This is a genomic window from Chryseobacterium sp. Leaf405, from assembly GCF_001425355.1.
GTDB lineage: Bacteria > Bacteroidota > Bacteroidia > Flavobacteriales > Weeksellaceae > Chryseobacterium.
The window spans coordinates 263769-283137 of the sequence record NZ_LMQN01000015.1; the positions used below are offsets into that span (position 1 = coordinate 263769).

Sequence of the window (19369 nt, forward strand, 5' to 3'; positions counted from 1 at the left end):
AATTTTCGATTTAATTAATAAAATCTTGTTATGGTTGAAAATGTACATGATATTTTCAATTAATGTTTAAAGTATTCAGTGAATTGCTACGTGTTGAATATGAAATTAATTTGAAAATTTTATAAAATAAGTAATGATTTGTGAAAAAAAACAATAAATTTACATTTTGGAATTAGGATGTGAATTTTAAATAATTTTAGAATTACCATATTGATGGAGCTGTTCAGTTTTTATAATGTTGAAAATTTATTTTTACCGGATCCCAAGCCAAGGCATAAATTAGACCCTACAATATCAGGGCTTAGAAATTGGGATGAGCGAAGATATCAGAACAAGCTTTTTAAGGTATCACATGTTTTTGAGCTAATGAAGGAGGAAAATGGCGAATTGCCTTTTATGATCGGTCTCTCCGAAGTTTCCGGAAGGAAAGTTTTGGAAGATCTTGTGAAGATGGAACCTTTTAATTCAGAATACGGAATTGTGCATTATAATTCTATGGATGAAAGAAAGGTAGATGTAGCAATGATTTATAATAAGAACAAGGTGGAAGTGATAGACTCAGAACCTATTACATTCTTCTTTGAAATAAAAGATAAAAACACAGAATATTACGACACAACAAGAGATGTACTTTATTCAAAAGTAAAATATAAAGGCGAGGTTATTAATGTTTTTATAGCGCACCTTCCCTCACAGCGTGAGAAAGATGTTAATAAACCAAAAAGAACTTTTATACTTGATGAAATCCGGAAACGGATTTTAAATATTGCGAATAAAGAGAATGAACATATAATTTTGTGTGGTGATTTTAACGAAAATCCAGATGATGAAAATTTAGTGAAAATTCTCTACGATGATTCGCACATAAAGGTTTTAGAAAATCCTTTTCAGCAATTATTTTCCACAAGAAATTATTCTACTTTTCATTATAAATCGGGTCTGTTGTTTGATCAGATCATATTATCGAAGTCTTTCTTCAACGATGATAGGGTTCTGGCTTTTCAGAATGCAGGAATATTTAATTCTGAAAAAATCAGCAGTCGTGATAGGGAATTTGCAGGTAGACCCTTTCGAACCTATGTAGGCACAAGGTATTTGGGAGGTTACAGCGATCATTTTCCCGTTTTCGTGAAATTTAAATTAAAGTAAAAACATAAATAGTAAAAAAAGTTTAGAACATGAAAAATTCAAACAACACAAGCTACAATTTAGATTCAATTGACAAAGAGATTATCTATATGTTGATGGATAATGCCAAAACATCATTAGCACATATCTCAAAAAATGTGGGGATTTCAACCACTGCCGTACACCAAAGAATAAAAAAGATGGAGCAGGCGGGCGTTATCGAAAATTCAATTTCCTTCTTGAATCCCAAAAAAATTGGCTATAAAGTAATTTCTTACATTGGAGTATTTTTGGATCAGCCAAGTCATTATCCTGACGTAGTAAAATCATTAAAAGACATTAACGAGGTCGTTGAGGCTCATTATACCACAGGTAATTATACTATTTTCCTGAAAGTTCTTTGTAAAGATAATGATCACTTGATGCAGATTCTGAGCAAACTTCAGAAGCTGAAAGGGGTGACAAGAACAGAAACTTTCATATCTTTGGAACAAGGTATTTACAGACAATTGAAAGTATAACAGATTATGAATATTGCTCAATATTTGGATTCAACTTACCTGAAAACTCCGGCACAGTCGGGGCTTTCGGATGAAGAAACTCTACAGAAAAATAAAGATTTAACGCAGGAAGCGATTGATAACGGAATTTTTGCCGTGATGATTCGTCCGGATTATGTTGCGGAAATTAAAAAGTATATTCAGGAGAGAAGCTCAAATGTTGTAGTAGGAACGGTAATAGGTTTCCATGAAGGAACTTATTCTGTGGATGAAAAACTTTCAGAAGCTTCAAAAGCGATTGCAGACGGAGCCGATGAACTTGATTTTGTGATTAATTATACTGCTTATCAGAAAGGAGACTTAGAGGTAGTAAAAAATGAATTTGTAAAATGTACACAGTTATGTTTACAACATCATAAAATTGCAAAATGGATTATTGAAATTGCTGCTTTAGCTGATGAACAAATTGCAGATCTTACTAAAAATATTTCCAATTGGGCAGAAGAAAATTTCTCTGAGGAAGATTTAGCTAAAATTTTTGTGAAATCTTCGACAGGATTTTATGAAACTGCTGAGGGAAAACCAAACGGAGCAACTTTTGAAGGAATTAAAATTATGCTTGATAACGCAGGAAAACTTCCTGTAAAGGCCGCAGGTGGAGTAAGAACACCTGAAGATGCAGAAAAAATGATCAACCTTGGAGTGAGGAGAATCGGAACTTCATCTGCATTAGCTTTGATTAAAAATGATTCTGTTTCTGAAGGATATTAAAAAGCAAACGAATTACTAAAAATAAAAACCATCAAATAATTTTGATGGTTTTGTATTTTATGCCTGTTGTGCAAAATATTCTAAATAAAATTCTTCAGTTTCTTTTATTAAAGCATCCATTTCTTCTAAAGTGAATACTTCTAAAAATTTTCTTCTGAAATCTTTAAAATGAGGGACTCCACGGAAATAATTACTGTAATGTTGTCTCATTTCAATTAATCCTAACTTTTCACCCTTCCATTCTGTGCTCCATTCTGCGTGTTGGCGAACGGCTAATAATCTGTCTGAAACAGTAGGTGCCGGCAAATGTTCTCCAGTATTAAAAAAATGTTTGATTTCGTTAAAAATCCAAGGATAACCAATCGCCGCACGACCGATCATAATGCCGTCGCAAGCGTATTTTTGTTTGTATTCTAATGCTTTTTCAGGAGAATCTATATCACCGTTACCAAAAATAGGAATTTCAATATTAGGATTTTGTTTAATTCTTGAAATATGATTCCAGTCGGCTTCACCTTTATACATTTGTCCACGCGTTCTGGCATGGATTGTCAATGCTTTAATTCCTGTTTCTTGCAGACGTTCTGCTACTTCATCAATATTAATCGAATTACTGTCCCAGCCCAAACGTGTTTTTACCGTCACAGGCAGACTTGTAGAACGTACAACAGCTTTTGTAAGGCGAACCATCAGATCAATATCTTTCAATACGCCAGCTCCTGCGCCTTTGCATACTACTTTTTTTACAGGACATCCGAAATTAATATCAACTAAATCGGGATTTACAGTTTCCACAATTCTTGCAGACATTGCCATTGCTTCTTCATCTCCACCGAAAATCTGTATCCCTACGGGTCTCTCGTAATCAAAAATATCCAGTTTTTTTCTGCTTTTCATGGCATCACGAATCAGTCCTTCAGAAGAAATAAATTCTGAATACATTAAATCTGCACCATGCATTTTACATAATCTTCTGAATGGAGGATCGCTTACGTCTTCCATAGGAGCCAACAAAAGCGGAAATTCCGGCAGTTCTATATTGCCTATTTTTATCATGGTGCAAAGGTACAATTTTTTTTAAAACCTCTGATTTTTAGTCTCTTTTAAAATTATACTGTTTTACTATTTTACTTAGTATTTAACATAGTTTGTGAATTTTTGTTTAATTTTTATTCATTAAATTTATATTTTTTATTTAAATTTTCATCTTTCGTTAGTGATTTTTTATATATATTTAGTAATCTAAATAATTATTTATGAAAAAAATTCTATTTTGTTTAATTACAACCGTAGCCGCCGCAAATTTGAATGCGCAGATTAGTCTTACGGCAACAGCCGGAACGACGACAGGAACCTATACTACATTAAAAGGGGCATTTGATGCTATTAATGCAGGCACCCACCAGGGAGCAATTACCATCAACGTTACAGCAAATACTACAGAAACAGCTTCTGCAGTATTGAATGCAAGTGGAGGAACAGTAAGTTATACTTCAGTTTTAATAAAACCTGCAACAGGAGTGAATGCTACCATTACAAGTACTGACACTGTTGCTACGATTAAATTCAATGGGGCAGATAATGTAACAATTGAGGGGAGTAATAATGCAACTTCTTCAAGAAATTTAACGATCAGTAATACTTTTGTTGCGACAACAGGAACGACGCCCGTGGTGCTTTGGGTGGCAAGTACGCTTACTAATGGTTCCGAAAATATAGCCATCAGAAATACAAATTTTGCCGGATCTTCGGGAACAGGAACCATTGGAGGTATCATTGTTTCAGGAACAACTTTAGGAGCGGCTGAATTTTCTAATAACAATTTCTCGGCAATCAACAATACATTTGTGAGAGCTCAGAACGGTATTTTTGCAATCGGAAACGCGACCAATACAGATACAGGATGGATCATTAGAAATAATGTGATTGGTTCTACAGTTGCAGCAGATAAAATGTTGTATAGAGGTATTGCCGTACAAAATGCTAAAAACTTTGAGGTAAGTGGAAATACAATTACCGGAGTTGCTCTTCCGGCAGCTTCAACCAATACAACACAAGGAATTTTAATTGGTGCTGCAGTAACCAACGGTACAATATTCAAAAATAGAATTTCAGATATTAAACAACCTAATACTTCAGGCTATGGAGCTGTGGGACTTTATATTAATTCAAATGTTGCAGCATCCAACTTGTTAATTTATAATAATATCATCAATGATATTGCTGGTACAGGATATTCTTTAGGTGGCGGATTGGCTGATAACGGAAACGGTATCGTACTTGGTAACGGTGGTGGTTTTAAGCTTTACTATAATACTGTAGTTATGGATACCAACCAGACGAATGCGGGAAGACCTTCTGCTTTAAATATTATTAGTACTGTTACGGCTACGGGATCAATTGATGTTAGAAATAATATTTTCATAAACAAACAGACGCAAGCAGGAGATAGATATACAATTTACTCAGGAGGTGCAAATACTGTTTTTTCTAATATTGATAATAATGATTATTTTACGACGGGAGCAAATCTTGCATACATTGGTTCTGCAAGAGCAACTTTAGCTAATCTTCAGACAGGATTCGGAGGAAATGTTAATTCTATCAATGTTTCTCCGACATTTGTATCAGCTTCTGATTTTCATATAGCAACATCAGGAAATGCTGCTCTTGATAATAAAGGAACTGCGGTTGCAGGTGTAACTGTAGATGCAGATGGAGTGACAAGGAATGCAACAACTCCGGATCTTGGCAGTTATGAATTTACAGCAATTGTTCTGGGAACTCAGGACCTTGCAGCCGGCAAAAATCAAATCAGTTTTTATCCAAACCCTGTTGTTGATTTTGTGCATATTAATTATGACAGAAAAATCAGAAATGTTGAAGTATATAACGTAACAGGCCAACAGTTAATTAATGAAACCATCAATGCGGAAAAAGGTTCTGTAAATATGAGCAGACTTCCTGCCGGACTTTACATCTTAAAAGTGAATTCTGACAAAGATTCTCAATCATTGAAAATTATTAAAAAATAAGACTTATTATAATTAAACATTGCAAAACCCCGATTAATGTCGGGGTTTTTATATTTTGAATGTTCTATAGTTAATATTGAAAGGTTAGAAGCTCGCTTTCACCTGCATACTTCCGATATGGATCGTTCTGTCACCGGAATTCCTACCTTCATAATTTAAGTTTAACTGTAAGAATGAATTAATTGCCTGCTGAATGAAGACACTCCAAACCTGGTTTTTCCCTGGTTTTAATCCGTCCAACATCTGGTTTCCGACAATACTGAAATTGTTTCCGGTAAAATTATTGTTGATAAAAGAGAAATTTCCCCTAATCGTCGTCTTCTTGCGCTCCCACTGAATGGTCCCGGTAACGTCAAAAGCTTTTAAAAGTTCTTCACCATCCACTCTTTCTTTTTGTCTGAAAGCAGAAGAAAGTTCTGCCTGAATGGCATCTGTAAATTTATACGTCGCTTTTGGCTTGGTTTCAAGATTATTCAGACGGAAATCTCTTGATGCAAACAATTGCGAAGAATTCTGAATATCGTGCACCGAGTTTTCCCAATCTACCCTGAATTCTTTATTAAACCAATATCCGATATTTAAGAAATGTGACGTTTGCTCTCTTTCTTCATTACTGAAATTGGCATTGATGAGGTTATCATTAGAGATAAAACGGTAATTTCCGTTCCAGCCGGATTTGTCTGTAGGGCTGAACTGTACTGATGCCAGAATATTTTGATTTTTAAGAATCTGATCTGCATTTTTTTCAAACGGATTTAAAACCAATACCTGATCTTTTTTATAAAATGAGTTTTGTGAATTTAATGAGACGTTAAAATTCCAGCGCTTTAAAAACTTGTTTTCAGAATTAAATACTATAGAAGGGTTAACAAATAATGCCAACTGAATTTTATTTTTATTGGAAGCAATATACCGTACAGAATTGGTATATACTCTGATGTATTGCGCTAAATCTGAATATTCGGCAATTTCAAATTCATCAAGCTGCTGAACTCCGTCGCCGTTGTAATCCGTCCATTTGTAAATTCCCTGTCCATCCGTCACTTTAATATACTGAAATTCTCTCTGCGCTTCCTGTCCGTTTCCTAATTCATAGAAAGCCTGCAAACGCATCCCGTTTCTGAAAAGCTGTTGATTATACAGTATATTTCCGACTACAAAATCATTGTTTCTTGATACATCAACATCCTGATTCTGATAAAAGAATTTTCTGTAGTGGAGGAGTACGTTTAACGTTGTTTTTTCAGTTTTGATGAGCTGACTCTCTGCCATAAAACCAAGAATATTATTCATGCTTTGCAGTCTGTTATCACGAACGGAATCGTTGTCTCTCATGTAAACTTTTGCCAATAATTTGGTTCTTGTACTGTCGCCGATTTTTTTCTGAACAAAAATTTCTTTCCAGCTGAAACTTGTGACATCCATTAATTGAGTATCGTTATATTTCTTTTCGTTGTGTTCCATGCTTCCACCAAGTGCCCAACTTCCTTTTTTACCTGTAAATTCGGTAGAAACTCCGCCTCGGATAAATTTGGTGTCCTGAAGAGTAGCATTGGTATTTAGATAAGAAAGATTTCCTTTTGTGAAAAATTTACCTGTAATCCAGCCAAAATCAAGATCATTTTTAATTCCTTTATAAGTATCTTGTTCATCAAGATAATTAACCCTATAATTCAATGTTGATTTATTATTCCATTTATTAAGGAAACTGAAAATAAATCTGTTTTGTGTATGACCACTGAATTCCTGAGCCAAGTTGAAATCTCTGGAGAATTCCACATCATTAATTCTGTCTAAAATATGGAATTGTCTGTCAATATATTGATATTCGAAATTAGGAGTTCCTTTCCAATTATTTTTGGTGAAAGTTTTATTACCGAAAACTCTCCATGCATAACCGATATTCTGGTCGGAATCTTTAGATGAAAATAAATTTACGTCATAATTACTCAATGATATATCTGCTCCGATTTTTCCGTTATTTAACAAGTACTCAGAATTAAATGAATAGACCTGCGATTTCTGAGGCGAAGGAAGTTTTCTTACCGCACGGTAATCTCCCATATTCGGACCTACGTATTCAAAAACACGTCCGTTATTGGTGGTTTGTGTAATTTTATATTCTCCTAAATTCGCTCCGAAATAAGTGTAAGAAACCGTATACAACGTCTGTGTCTGGTCTGTTGAAAATTCGTAATAATTTCCTCCGGAACTTTGAACCAGACGGTAAAGAATTTTATTCACATCATATTCGGTAATGACTCCGGAAGGGGCATACATTAAATTAGGATTATTTCCGGCATTGGCAAGAATTTGTTCGTCTTCAGCAGAAAGATTCAATGAAAGTGGGGCATTCTTATTGTCATTTTCCATGAACCAGTTCAAGCCTAATTTAAGCTTTTCTCTCTTATGCTCTAATTTTCCGGTAAATAAATATCTTGAATAATTTCTATTGGCATAGTTATAAGAAATCGTAATGAAATTCTGTTGGAAAATCGGTCGGAAACTCGTAAAAGTTACTTCTCCTGTATTATAATTAATGATGTAATCCTGATTTTCTCCACGCTTCATCAGAATACCGTCAATAAAAACCTGTTCAGAACCTGATATAAGTGTAATGAATTGTTCGCCGTTTTTACCATTCAGGCGATAAGGTCCCTGGTTGCCTTCAACACCCTGAAAACGTATTCTATGAAATTCACTTCGGGCAACACCTGCAGAAATATCGACAAATGTTTTATTATCCTTCCCGAATTCCGTCTGAAATTCGAGTCCCATGCTTCGTCTCTGATATTTAGCGAAATAATTTTTAGCTTCTACCAAATCAAGATGTCCTGCTCTAAGAATAGATTTATCCTTAATATTAAGCTGCATATAGATCTTGTCAAATTCTTCAAGAGTCTGCGTATATCCATCTGCCTGAATCGGTAAATTGTGATCTGAAATACTGGCTAAAATAGTAACATCTTTCGAAAGCCGACCTGAAATCTGCAAATCCATCGAACTTTGTACCGACTGCCCCTGATTGTTACCAAAAGTGATCCCACGAATAATGGAACCTTTGGAATTTAATTCTCCTAAAAATCTCTTCTTATCATTTTTAGCAAGAACAGCTTCATCTACGATAATTCTGTTTTGAGTTTTAATGAAATCAAGGGTATCTTTCGCAAAAATATCCTGCTCAAATTTAAACGCAAGAATACTGTCTTGCCTTATGCTATCTTGCTGTATACTGTCTTGGGGAAGATTTGGATTTTTCCACGTGAATATCTGAGCATTACCTAAGAATAAGCCCATGAAAAAAGCGACGAATATTAGAAAAAAATTCCGCAAATCTTTAAAAATAATTGGTAAAAATAACTAAAAAATGTTAATAACAGGGGATTTAGTATTATTAACAAAAAATTAATCCAATTATTATATAATTTTGAAAAATTCACGTAATTTTGTTATGTAAATTATTAATAATTAAATTTTTAAATCATGAAGAAAATTTATTCTTTATTTGCAGCAGTAGTATTAGCTGCAACTTTCAATGCACAAACTACAGTTAATTATGTATGGGCAAATCAAGGATTTGCTAATGCTGCTCTTATTACAACTGGAAATCTTGATGCAAATTTGAGTTATGTAGCAGCTCAGAATTCATCAACTACAGCTCCAGCATATTATAATAGCGGTACTAATTTCAGAATGTATTCTGATGCTGCGGGAGGTGATGGTAACAGTTTTACAATTACTCCTTCTGCAGGTAATACTATTACTTCTTTAACGATCAATGCTGTTGCTACTTACACACCTCCTGTTCAATATCGTATTAATGGGGGGGCTTACCAAGCTGCTACATTATCTGGTAATACTTATACAATTTCTGGAATAACTGCAGGTACATCTATTACTTTTAGAAATAATGTTATTGGAGCTAATACTCAATTGCGTATTACATCTTTGGGTGTGACTTACACATCTGGTACTTTGGCAGTAGCAGATTTCGGAAAAGCAAAATCAGATTTTGTTAAAAACACTTTCGTTAAATCAAACGAAATCACTTTCGGAGCTCAAGCTAAAGACGTGAAAGTTTACAACATGTTCGGACAAGTTGTAAAAACAGCTTCTGTAAAAGAAAATGAATCTTTAAGCGTTTCTGAATTACAAAAAGGGAACTATATCGTAACAGGTACAGTTAACAACCAACCGGTTTCTCAGAAAATCTTGAAAGACTAATTAGTTTTTCTAAAAAATATAAAACCTCTGTTTCATTAAAGCAGAGGTTTTTCTTTTTAGAGATGTTTCTAAGTTAATTTTCTTAATACCAGCCTCTTCGTGCAGCATTAATAACTGAATTCAGATTAAGAATCAACGTATATCGAATTCGTTTTGCATAATCTTTAAACCCAGGTTCAAAACCCAAAGAAGACTGAATTGGGAAATAGATTTCAAGGAAGTCAGGAATTACCCTTACTTTCACACCGCTGTCCCAGATGAATTTTGTTGGTCTGTTTTTATTGTCATAAACTCCCGCATCAGCGTATACATGGAAAATTTTCCAGACACTTGTATCAATGTTTACAGAAGTAATCCATTTGTTAACGGTTCCCGGAATGAAAGATTTAAAACCTCCGTCTGCCAAAATGTATTGCTGTGACAAAATTCCTCCGGTTGCACTTTGCCCTAAAAGATTATAGGAGAAAGAATAATCGGAAACTCTTGAAATTCCATAATTAAAAGTATTATTTCGGGTATCATTTTTTATAAAATATCCTGCAAATAATCTCACACTCAGTTTTTGTTTCGGAGCAAATTCCCAACGATAGAAAGCTTCTGCATTTACTTTGTTGAAATCTTCCATCCATTGCGTACTTACGCTTAAACTTTTTTCGTGAATACTTTGATTATCGGAATATCCATAACCAGCACTCCAAAGATTATAGCGCTCATAATCATTATTACGAATCATTAGCTGACTTAAATCCCTTTCAAAATAATTATAAGAAAATCCAATTCCGCGACTCACCGTGCTTCTTGGATTTTTTCTGAAATTTAAATTTGAATAAATCGAAGCTTTACGATATGCCAAATCATAATCATAATGAAAATATGATCCTGAAACTCCAAAAGTCAAACTTCGGATAATACTTTCAGCAGGCAGAAAAGAGTAGGCGATTGCTCCTGAACCCGTTAGTTTTCCCGTTCCTGTACTGTAAGTTGGCGTGAACGAGTAAAGAAATTTCTGATCAAAAAAAGATTGATTTTTAAAATTAAATCCAATTAAGAATTTGTCATAGGTATTATTAAATCGAATTCTCGGACTTACATAAATCTCATTGAATTCAGGATTCGGAATGTCTTTGATTAGTTTTAGTTTGATTTTCCTCATGTTGGAAAAGAAACCTTTGGCATAAAGAAAATTATCTCTGTAATTGGATTCAGGGAAGATATAATCATCATTCAGCGTGATTTTATATGTTTCCAAAGCAGGAATTGAAATGGTTTTAGTTTTTTCATTTTCATCCATTTCTGCCCAATATTCTTTCGTCTCACCTTCCTTAGATGTAGTCTGAAGCTTTACAGGAATGTTGGCTACGGTATTTTTCTGAATTTTAATATTCAAAGAATCACCATCCTTTTTAAATCTTTTTAATGTAAAGTTGACTCTGTTTTTATGTTGTAAAAATTCAGAGAGATAGGTTGTTCTTTTATCTTTTTCAGCTAATTCTTTTAAAAAATCTCTCGGATCAACTTTTTTATCAGTGTTTTTTGCAATAAAATTTTGAACTAAGTTGTCAAAATTCTCATAGCCCATTTTGTCGGCAGAATAATTAAACAGAGTTCCGGTTTCAAAACTGCTGATCGCCATGTCATTAAAATTACTTAAAACAGCATACTTTTCGTCAATTTTCTGATCTAAGTTTTGCGACATAATGTATTGATATGCCAAACCATAACGTTCTATCAATTTTACGTCAGAAGCATGAAATAATTTCAAAGGTTTTACACCGAAAATTTTAGTTTCCGACAATTTTCCCAATAATTTAGAATTGGCATAAAATTTCTTTAAATATTGAATTTCAAGATACGATTTTAAGCCGCTTTTAAACCAATGATAATCTTGTTTATCAGTAATAATGCTTTCATCTAAAATCTTTTTGGCAACAATTCCGAAATAGTCGAGATCGGTTTTTTCAGCCTCAGTAAATAATTGAAATCTGAATTTCCAGAATTTAATATCATTGTTACCAAAAAAATCTTCTTTACTTCTAAATTTTTCAGAAATAAAAATTCTTTCAGGAATAGATCCGATTCTTTCTTTAATGAATTTTAAGTGTAGAGGAAGATAAAATTCTAAGTTTTGTTTTTCTTCAGGCTTTAGATTATAGCCGAATTTTACTTCTGTATGAATGTCTTCCGTATTTATGTTAATTGACGGATATTCGTTTTGAGAAATTAAAAATTCAGGATCAGAATCCAGATATCCTTTAAAAGAGCTCATCTGAATCTGCTGAAGATTACTTTCAATAAAATAATTAACAGGAAGATCAAAATTGACTGTCCAAAATGTATTGAAGCTCACAGATTCTTCGATGTCTGCGTAATTTCTCTTGGAAATATTGTCCGGATCAAAGCGATCCGGAACAATAAAGAAATATTTTAGAGCTGTACTTTTATCAGAAGTTCCGTATCCTGTAAATCGTTTATCAGGAAGCTGAATCTGATATTGCAGCTGTAATTTAATTTTTTCTCCGGGTTTTAAAACTTCTTTTAAAGGAAGAAAAAAACTTTCGTCGGAAGTAGTAGTAACAGGAATTTCCTGATCAGAACTTTTTATCTGTAAACTTAAAAGTTTACCAAGCTCTTCTTTTTTTGCAAAATGCAAATCGGTATTTCTGTCTTCAAGTTTTCTGTAAACCAACGAAGTTCCACGCTTATTATAAGCAGAAACCCAATTCAATAATTTTATAGTGTTAAGATCTTTTTCTGAGTTGTTGTAATATGTAATTTCTTCATTTACATCGAGCAACTTTTTATCTGAAGACAATTTGGCTTCGATATAAATGCTGTCTTTCTGTGCAGAAACCTCTACAACACCCCAAAACAAAATAAGACAAATGCTAACCTTTTTCAAATACTAGTGATAAAGTTCAAATATAACTTATTTTGTATAAAATTTGTTGAATTTTGATTTTAACTTTAAATTACTTTTTCGTTAAAGAACTCAAATATGCCTTCCAACCTTCATTTTTATAAGTCAATGCTGCCTGTTCAGGATTCTCAGACTTGTAAATTCCTCTTCCAACGATGATGAAATCGGTGTAAAGTGTTTTGAAAACATGTTCCGGAGTATTATATTGCTGTCCTTTTCCGTCGCCTGAATCAGCTAAGTTTACACCTGGAGTAAACAACAACATTTCTTCAGGAAGCTGATTTTGAGAAACGCCTCCGATTACATTTGGATGTGATGAAGCCACTTTCAATGCTTCTTCTCTGTAGACACTTGTCGTTAAAGCTCCTTTCGAAGACATGCCGATAATTGCCACAACACCTACATTTTTGAAACAATCTAAAGATTCAAAACCTCCAATAACTTGTGAAGTCACGAAATCTGCCCAATCTGTAATTTTGAAAACTCCGCTTGTAAATTGTAATTCCTGAGTGTTTCCAATGTCTGCAAATTTTCTGTCTTCCATTAACAAGAACTGATATTTTGTAGCTATTGCTTTTAATGGGACAATTGTTTTTTCGTAATCAAAATCAGAAATAATATCAATGTGAGTTTTTAAAGCAATGATATGCGGACCAACTTTTTCAGCCAAGTCCAATAATTCCTGAGTCGTGGTAACGTCTGCAGAAGCAATTAAATTGGATTGTTTTGCCAAAGCAGTTTCCAATAATTTTTTAGAAACAGAATGTTGAGCGGTATCTAATTTCTGCTCATAAGAAGGTCTGATTTTTTCTTCAAACTGAATATGATTTCCCTGTAGAAAATCCTGAATTCTTTTAACCTCTTCATCAGATAATTCTCCGTTTTCCTGAAGAATTTCGCAAACTTCTGAAATATTGAAAAGCGTATGAACCTTGTATCCTTTGCTTTCAAGAAGCTGTTTTCCACCTTGTTCTCTGTCTAAAACAACAACAATATCGGCAACTTTTAAGTCTTCCTGCTCAACTTCTGCGATGGTTTCTATCAAAGATTTTCCTGAAGTAATTACATCTTCTACCAAAAGACAGTTTTGTCCTTTCTGATAAATACCTTCAATTAGTTTTTTAGTTCCGTAGTTCTTGGCTTCTTTTCTTTTAATAATTAATGGAATATAGCTTTCCAGAGACATCGCCGTAGCCATCGGAAGTGCAGCATAAGGAACTCCACAGATCAGATCAAAATTATCAAGAGGAAGCATTTCCAATAAATAATTAGCCAAATTTTTCAAAATTTTTGGATCTGAAGCTAAAGGTCTTAAATCTACATAAAACGGACTTTCAATTCCGCTTTTTAAGGTAAATCTTCCGAATTTAATGATGCCTAATTTATAGCACTCCAAAAAGAATTCTTTTTTACTTTCCATTATTTTTTATTAGATGTTGCAAATTTAAGAAATTGAGAATAAAATCAATTGTCAATAGTGAATTTTGCTTAGCAAATCAATTTGACTTTGAAAAAAATTGGGGTAATTTTAACTTGATTACTATTTATAAGGTTTTAAAATTCACTGAAAGGAAAATTGAGCATTTACCATTTACAAAAAAACATTCCTTTTTGGAATGTTTTTTATTATTTTATAATTTCAGCATCAATTATTTTAGTATTGCCGGTGCTGAATTTCTGTTCGGCTTCCCAAAGCAAAAATTTATCTACTTCTCTTATCAGTTTAGGAATAGTAATCGATAAAACTGCAAGATCATCCAAAACTCCTATTACGGGAACTGCGATTTCAGGCAGCAGATCTATGGGTGAAATTACATACAACAGCCCTAATAAGGGTAAAATAATGTCGAGTGATTTTACTGGGTAATCGCCCTTTCTCCACATTTTTACCATTCTGAAAATATCAGGAATTTTTTTTACAAAACCTTTATGACTGATGGCTTCTTTTGCTAAATTTAATTTTGAATACTTCATTTTGTGTTTGCGTTAAATAATTTCTTTTTACACTACAAATTTCGCAAATTCTGTACCAACTAAACATAAAATTTAGTTAAAAATTACTTAATAATATTATCAATAAACTGATGTGTAGATTCTGTGTTCCAATCTCTTGATGCATCTTCTTTTATTAAAATTCTCCCGTTCTTATCTAAAAGATAGGTTGTAGGGAAGACTTTTGGAAGTATTTTTTCTGAAATCGGACTTTGGGCAATATAAACAGGAACGTTGTAATTATTTTCTTTTAAAAATTTTCTCACGGCATCTTCCTGGTCATTCATTGCAATAAGAACAAAATCTACATGATCTTTTCTTGTATCGTATAATTTCTGAATAGATGGCCACTCTTTTCTACAAGGCGGACACCAGGTTCCCCAAAAATTTAAAAAGATTGCTTTGTCTTTGAAGTTTTTAAGATTGGTACTTGGCGCATTGATTCCTTTCAATTCTATATCATAATCTTCATCGCTGATATGAACTGCATTTTCAATCGTTGCAATCGGAAAGAACATATCTTTCAATTTGTCTTTCACTCCGGGAACGAAAGCAATTGCGCCGATAATGACGATTAATACAAGATAAATTATGTTTTTTTTCATTTTTACTTTTTAGCAAATTAGTAATTAAAAATTACAACAGTTCTAAAATTTCCTGAACAGCGTCTTTCCCTCTGTTCTTTGCATAATATAACTGCAAATCATTATAAAACTGATCTTTTGTATAAGTTTCCGGATCTGCTTTGTATTTCATTAGCAATTCTTTTCCGTATTTCGGACGCGGTCCCCAAGAATTTTTTACGTTAAAATCTTTATCCAAGATAATAACTTTCGGTATGGATTCAGTTCCGTTGGTCTGGAATTGATTGATTAAACTTTTATCGCTGTCTCTCAAGAAAATTCTAACCTCGTTTTTACCTTCAAAAAATTTAACCAAAGCAGGAACCGTAGAGCTTGCATCGCCACACCAAACTTCTGAAATAATTAAAATTTTTCCGTCGAAATTCTTAGAATCCAATTCTTTGAGTTGCTCTTCATCTAAAACATATTTTTTCAATGTTCTGTCGATTCTCTGAAGTCCAAGTTCGTAATAATGTTTATAATCGATTTCCTGTTGAGATGCAGGATTTGCTAATCGTTGTTTTCCTATTTCAAGATACTCTTCAAAAGAGATACTTTTTTCCCAGTAATTTTCCATTACTAAAAATATTTATATTTAAAAATTATTGATATTTCTTGTTTTATTGATCAGAAATAAATCTGCCAACACAAAAGCCGCTAAACTTTCAACCACAGGAACGGCTCTCGGAAGTACACACGCATCGTGACGTCCTTTTCCTTCTACAATTACAGAATTCCCGTCTTTGTCAATACTTTCCTGAGGTCTTAAAATCGTTGCGACAGGTTTGAAAGCAACACGGAAATAAATATCCATTCCATTAGAAATTCCTCCCTGAATTCCTCCTGAAAGATTGGATTTTGTTGTAAAATCTTCATTGAAAAGATCGTTGTGCTCGCTTCCCGTCATTTTTGCACCGCAGAATCCGCTTCCATATTCAAAACCTTTTGCAGCGTTGATATTAAGCATTGCTTTTCCAAATTCTGCCTGAAGTTTTGAGAAAACCGGTTCACCCATTCCTACAGGAACGTTTTTAATCACGCAAGTAATCGTTCCGCCAATCGTGTTTCCTTCTTTCTTAATCTCTTTGATTCTCTGGATCATCTTTTCGGCAGTTTCTGCATCAGGACAACGAACTTCATTGCTTTCTGTTTTAGAAAAATCCAATGCCTGATAAGGTTTTTCACAGAAAATGTCGCCAACAGAAGAGACGTAAGCGTTAATTTCAATATCTGATAAAAACTGTTTTGCTAAAGCTCCGGCAACGACCCAATTGATAGTTTCTCTTGCAGAAGATTTTCCGCCACCGCGATAATCTCTTAAGCCATATTTCTGATCATACGTAAAATCGGCATGACTCGGACGATAAGAATTGGCGATGTGATCATAATCTTTTGATTTCTGATTTTCGTTTTCAATCATAAAGCCAATGGGAGTTCCGGTTGTTTTTCCGTCAAAAATTCCTGAAAGAAATTTTACGGTGTCACTTTCTTTTCTCTGGGTTACAATTGCGGATTGACCGGGTTTTCTACGATCCAATTCGTATTGAATTTTATCGAAATCGACCGTTAAACCTGCCGGAAAATTATTGATGATTCCACCGTAAGCCAGACCATGACTCTCTCCAAATGTTGTAAGGCTGAGAAGATTACCTAAAGTATTTAACATGACACAAATTTACGGCTTTTTCTTCAGATAGAAAGGCTCAGAAATTAGTTCTGTTTATACGAATTGTTGATAGAATTGATAATGTTTTCAGCTTGTTTTTTCTCTTTCTGGTTTAATTTTTTCCAGATAAATCCTTTTTTGATATTTTTTTCGTTGATGAGTTGCGGAAAAATTCCGGCTTTGACATCATCAAAAATATAACTTTCTGAAATAGCGGGAAGTGGAGTGTCGAAATTATAAGGATATTTTCTTGAAAGATTAAAATTTAAATTCCCGATGTGATAAGAATTAAACCTATTATAATCGTAAGTTGAAGGTTTGTATAATTGTTTTGCTTCAAATTTTCCCATGAAATTTCCGAGCTTGAAACTTGGTAAATAAGTCTGAAGAATATTCGGTAAAATTAAAAAGCTGATGAAAATTATACTTAAAACAGAAAATACTGCAACTGATTTTTTTTGATTAAAATAATGAATGAATATTACAAAGAATATTACAAAAAACACATCAATGAAAAATCTGTACTGAGCCGAAAAAAGTAGAACTAAAATACTTTTAATGATAATTGAAATACAAATTAAGCTGATGATTTTATTTTTTTTAGTAAAAGTAAAAACTATGAAAATCATTAAACTTGAGATCAAAAGAATATTGATTTTAGATTTAATTCCTTCTAGAAATAACCAATTTTTAATATAGTCCAGTTCCGAAAATTTCTGAATTTCCTGATAAGAATATTGCATGTCGTAGGTTTTCAGAATGGCATATTGCGAAGAAGTTTTTAGCACTTCAGGATTGGGTTTCCAGCTCACAGCGAAATCTAGGATTGATACCGGGAAAATCGGGTAGCCAAAAGTGTAAATGTTTTTAATGAAAAATAATGAAGCGATTAAAATTCCCGGAATCAGATTTTTAAAATTTGATTTAATAATAAAGATGCAATAAAGAAAAGCCAAAATCGGAAGCCAAATCATCGTTGGTTTTATGGCAAATACAAAAATTGAAAAGGCAAATAGGAGGGAAGTTTGTTTATTTTCTTTTAAAATTTCCTTTAAAATAATCAATGAAAAAATAATTACCGGTAAATCTGGACTTGGAGATTGTGAAAATAAGAGTAAAACAGGCACGAAACATAACTGAATCCAGCTTTTGTTTTCTATAATATATAAAGTATAAACAATTAATAAAATTGAATTCATCCTTAAAAACGGATCAGAAAAATTAGAAAATCCAGACTGAAAAACATGCCAGATCGACATTTGTCCCAACGTAAGATCAAGATTGGAGATCCCTTTAATTAAACCAAATTCTGTTAGCCATTTTATGGTGGGAATATAATATCCGAAATGGTCTAATATATAAGGATAGAAAGAACCGCAAAATAAAATTATTAATGAAACAATTAAAAACAGCGAATATTCTTTCTTTGAAAAACTGCAAAATTCCTGATATAATTTATCCTTGAAAAAATAAATCAATCCTAATAAAATAGTAGGAATTTCTACACAAAGATTTAAAGGGATAAAAAATGCAACAACTGTCCAGCTTAAACTGATTCCCAAAATCCCAGATAGTATTTTTCCTGAAATTCCATCAATTAAAATTCTTGAAAATTTTTCTATGATTCTACCAAAACCCATTAAAACAGGAATAAGAAAAATCGTTGAAAGCAGAAGTAAAAACATAAAAAAAGATTGCTTAAAAATAAGCAATCTTTCTTTGTTATAGTAAAAATAATCAATTTCTTGGTTGAACTCTACCGCTTTTTCTATCTTGCGATCTACCTAAAGTATATCCCGTTGCACCTCCGATAACACCACCAATAGCAGCACCGGCACCCGGACTTTTCTTGTTAACAATAGCACCCAATGCAGCACCTCCTACAGCACCGATAATAGTACCTTTTGCTGCTTCACTCATTCCTTTTTTCTTTGCTGTGGTTTGAGATGAAGTTCCGTTACTTGCAGTTGATCCGCTGCTTGAGCTTTGGCTTGGTCTGTCTCTGTATACTGTATGAGTCTCTCTAATCACCTGAGGTTTAGAATTGGCTGCAGCGGTTTTTGCTTTTTCAACTTCAACCATACTGTCTGCTTTTTTCTGTGCCTCGTATGCCATTTTCTCTTTCTCGATAGCTAATTTTTGTTTTTCAATATCAAGCTGTCTTGTCTGGAATTCCAATTTTTGTTGTTCCAAAGATTTTTCAGCTACACTATCGTCCTTCTTGCAGGATGTCAGTAAAAAAACTGACAGTAAACCTGTTAAAACTATACTTTTCATAATTCAAATTTTAAAGGGCTATTAATCAAAAATTACTTTTGATGATATATTATTTTCAATTATGAAGCCACATTATGTTAATTAATGTTAAAATGTGGTATTCATGTAATATTTTTTTTATTCAAAAAGTTCACACAATTGTTTTCAGGAATGATTTTCAATTGATTAGATTTAGTAAAATTGAATTTTTAATTATAAATGGATATGGAGACTCATTTTTATTCTATCCTGATGAA

The 19369-nt window shown here is 33.1% G+C and carries 15 protein-coding genes; 5 read left to right on the forward strand and 10 right to left on the reverse strand.

From position 1 onward, the window contains the following. Positions 1 to 213 precede the first annotated feature (213 nt). Genes ASG22_RS10990 through deoC form a run of 3 tightly spaced genes read left to right on the forward strand, consistent with a single transcriptional unit; the run spans position 214 to position 2399 of the window. Positions 214 to 1149, forward strand: a complete 936-nt coding sequence (locus tag ASG22_RS10990; protein ID WP_055984107.1) for an endonuclease/exonuclease/phosphatase family protein — start codon at positions 214 to 216, stop codon at positions 1147 to 1149. A gap of 29 nt (positions 1150 to 1178) precedes the next feature. Next, positions 1179 to 1649, forward strand: a complete 471-nt coding sequence (locus ASG22_RS10995) for an Lrp/AsnC ligand binding domain-containing protein (RefSeq protein WP_055984109.1) — start codon at positions 1179 to 1181, stop codon at positions 1647 to 1649. 3 nt (positions 1650 to 1652) lie between these two features. Continuing rightward, the gene (gene deoC / locus ASG22_RS11000; protein ID WP_055984112.1) at positions 1653 to 2399 is read left to right on the forward strand and encodes a deoxyribose-phosphate aldolase; all 747 of its coding nucleotides are present in this window, start codon (positions 1653 to 1655) and stop codon (positions 2397 to 2399) included. Positions 2400 to 2456: 57 nt separating this feature from the next. Here deoC and dusB read toward each other — a convergent pair whose 3' ends face one another. After that, entirely contained in the window at positions 2457 to 3455 is a 999-nt protein-coding gene (gene dusB, locus ASG22_RS11005) for a tRNA dihydrouridine synthase DusB (protein WP_055984115.1), read from the reverse strand. 200 nt (positions 3456 to 3655) lie between these two features. On the opposite strand from dusB, the gene ASG22_RS11010 reads away from it, so the two are divergent. Further along, entirely contained in the window at positions 3656 to 5434 is a 1779-nt protein-coding gene (locus tag ASG22_RS11010) for a T9SS type A sorting domain-containing protein (RefSeq protein WP_055984117.1), read from the forward strand. A gap of 84 nt (positions 5435 to 5518) precedes the next feature. Here the strand turns inward: ASG22_RS11010 and ASG22_RS11015 are convergent, their stop codons facing one another. Then, positions 5519 to 8731, reverse strand: a complete 3213-nt coding sequence (locus tag ASG22_RS11015) for a hypothetical protein (RefSeq protein ID WP_055984120.1) — start codon at positions 8729 to 8731, stop codon at positions 5519 to 5521. A 186-nt stretch (positions 8732 to 8917) separates the two neighbouring features. On the opposite strand from ASG22_RS11015, the gene ASG22_RS11020 reads away from it, so the two are divergent. Further along, positions 8918 to 9658, forward strand: coding sequence for a T9SS type A sorting domain-containing protein (locus ASG22_RS11020; RefSeq protein WP_055984123.1), 741 nt, complete (start codon positions 8918 to 8920; stop codon positions 9656 to 9658). 82 nt (positions 9659 to 9740) lie between these two features. Here ASG22_RS11020 and ASG22_RS11025 read toward each other — a convergent pair whose 3' ends face one another. The 8 genes from ASG22_RS11025 to ASG22_RS11060 form a co-directional block, all read right to left on the reverse strand. Beyond that, complete coding sequence (locus ASG22_RS11025) at positions 9741 to 12557, reverse strand: aminopeptidase (protein WP_238586904.1); 2817 nt, start codon at positions 12555 to 12557, stop codon at positions 9741 to 9743. 70 nt (positions 12558 to 12627) lie between these two features. Continuing rightward, positions 12628 to 13995 carry an orotidine-5'-phosphate decarboxylase gene (gene pyrF / locus ASG22_RS11030; RefSeq protein ID WP_055984129.1) on the reverse strand — a complete coding sequence of 456 codons (1368 nt, stop codon included), beginning with the start codon at positions 13993 to 13995 and terminating at the stop codon, positions 12628 to 12630. 206 nt (positions 13996 to 14201) lie between these two features. Then, positions 14202 to 14549 (reverse strand): YkvA family protein, encoded by a 348-nt coding sequence (locus ASG22_RS11035; RefSeq protein ID WP_055984132.1) that lies wholly within the window; start codon positions 14547 to 14549, stop codon positions 14202 to 14204. Positions 14550 to 14632: 83 nt separating this feature from the next. Next, positions 14633 to 15172 carry a TlpA family protein disulfide reductase gene (locus tag ASG22_RS11040; RefSeq protein ID WP_055984135.1) on the reverse strand — a complete coding sequence of 180 codons (540 nt, stop codon included), beginning with the start codon at positions 15170 to 15172 and terminating at the stop codon, positions 14633 to 14635. 31 nt (positions 15173 to 15203) lie between these two features. After that, entirely contained in the window at positions 15204 to 15767 is a 564-nt protein-coding gene (locus tag ASG22_RS11045; RefSeq protein WP_055984138.1) for a thioredoxin family protein, read from the reverse strand. An 18-nt stretch (positions 15768 to 15785) separates the two neighbouring features. After that, positions 15786 to 16856: a chorismate synthase gene (gene aroC / locus ASG22_RS11050; RefSeq protein WP_055984140.1), complete on the reverse strand. Its 1071-nt coding sequence runs from the start codon at positions 16854 to 16856 to the stop codon at positions 15786 to 15788. A 44-nt stretch (positions 16857 to 16900) separates the two neighbouring features. Beyond that, complete coding sequence (locus ASG22_RS11055) at positions 16901 to 18541, reverse strand: LIC_10190 family membrane protein (protein ID WP_055984142.1); 1641 nt, start codon at positions 18539 to 18541, stop codon at positions 16901 to 16903. 52 nt (positions 18542 to 18593) lie between these two features. Then, positions 18594 to 19133 (reverse strand): YMGG-like glycine zipper-containing protein, encoded by a 540-nt coding sequence (locus ASG22_RS11060; protein ID WP_055984144.1) that lies wholly within the window; start codon positions 19131 to 19133, stop codon positions 18594 to 18596. Between the last annotated feature and the right edge of the window lie 236 nt (positions 19134 to 19369).

Bases quoted from the DNA above. Each gene is read 5' to 3' on its own strand.
- ASG22_RS11040 (WP_055984135.1), bottom strand. From the start codon at position 15,172: ATGAAAAAAAACATAATTTATCTTGTATTAATCGTCATTATCGGCGCA.
- ASG22_RS11010 (WP_055984117.1), top strand. From the start codon at position 3,656: ATGAAAAAAATTCTATTTTGTTTAATTACAACCGTAGCCGCCGCAAAT.
- ASG22_RS11020 (WP_055984123.1), top strand. From the start codon at position 8,918: ATGAAGAAAATTTATTCTTTATTTGCAGCAGTAGTATTAGCTGCAACT.
- ASG22_RS10995 (WP_055984109.1), top strand. From the start codon at position 1,179: ATGAAAAATTCAAACAACACAAGCTACAATTTAGATTCAATTGACAAA.
- ASG22_RS10990 (WP_055984107.1), top strand. From the start codon at position 214: ATGGAGCTGTTCAGTTTTTATAATGTTGAAAATTTATTTTTACCGGAT.
- ASG22_RS11015 (WP_055984120.1), bottom strand. From the start codon at position 8,731: ATGGGCTTATTCTTAGGTAATGCTCAGATATTCACGTGGAAAAATCCA.
- ASG22_RS11060 (WP_055984144.1), bottom strand. From the start codon at position 19,133: ATGAAAAGTATAGTTTTAACAGGTTTACTGTCAGTTTTTTTACTGACA.
- ASG22_RS11045 (WP_055984138.1), bottom strand. From the start codon at position 15,767: ATGGAAAATTACTGGGAAAAAAGTATCTCTTTTGAAGAGTATCTTGAA.
- aroC (WP_055984140.1), bottom strand. From the start codon at position 16,856: ATGTTAAATACTTTAGGTAATCTTCTCAGCCTTACAACATTTGGAGAG.
- ASG22_RS11055 (WP_055984142.1), bottom strand. From the start codon at position 18,541: ATGTTTTTACTTCTGCTTTCAACGATTTTTCTTATTCCTGTTTTAATG.
- pyrF (WP_055984129.1), bottom strand. From the start codon at position 13,995: ATGGAAAGTAAAAAAGAATTCTTTTTGGAGTGCTATAAATTAGGCATC.
- dusB (WP_055984115.1), bottom strand. From the start codon at position 3,455: ATGATAAAAATAGGCAATATAGAACTGCCGGAATTTCCGCTTTTGTTG.
- ASG22_RS11035 (WP_055984132.1), bottom strand. From the start codon at position 14,549: ATGAAGTATTCAAAATTAAATTTAGCAAAAGAAGCCATCAGTCATAAA.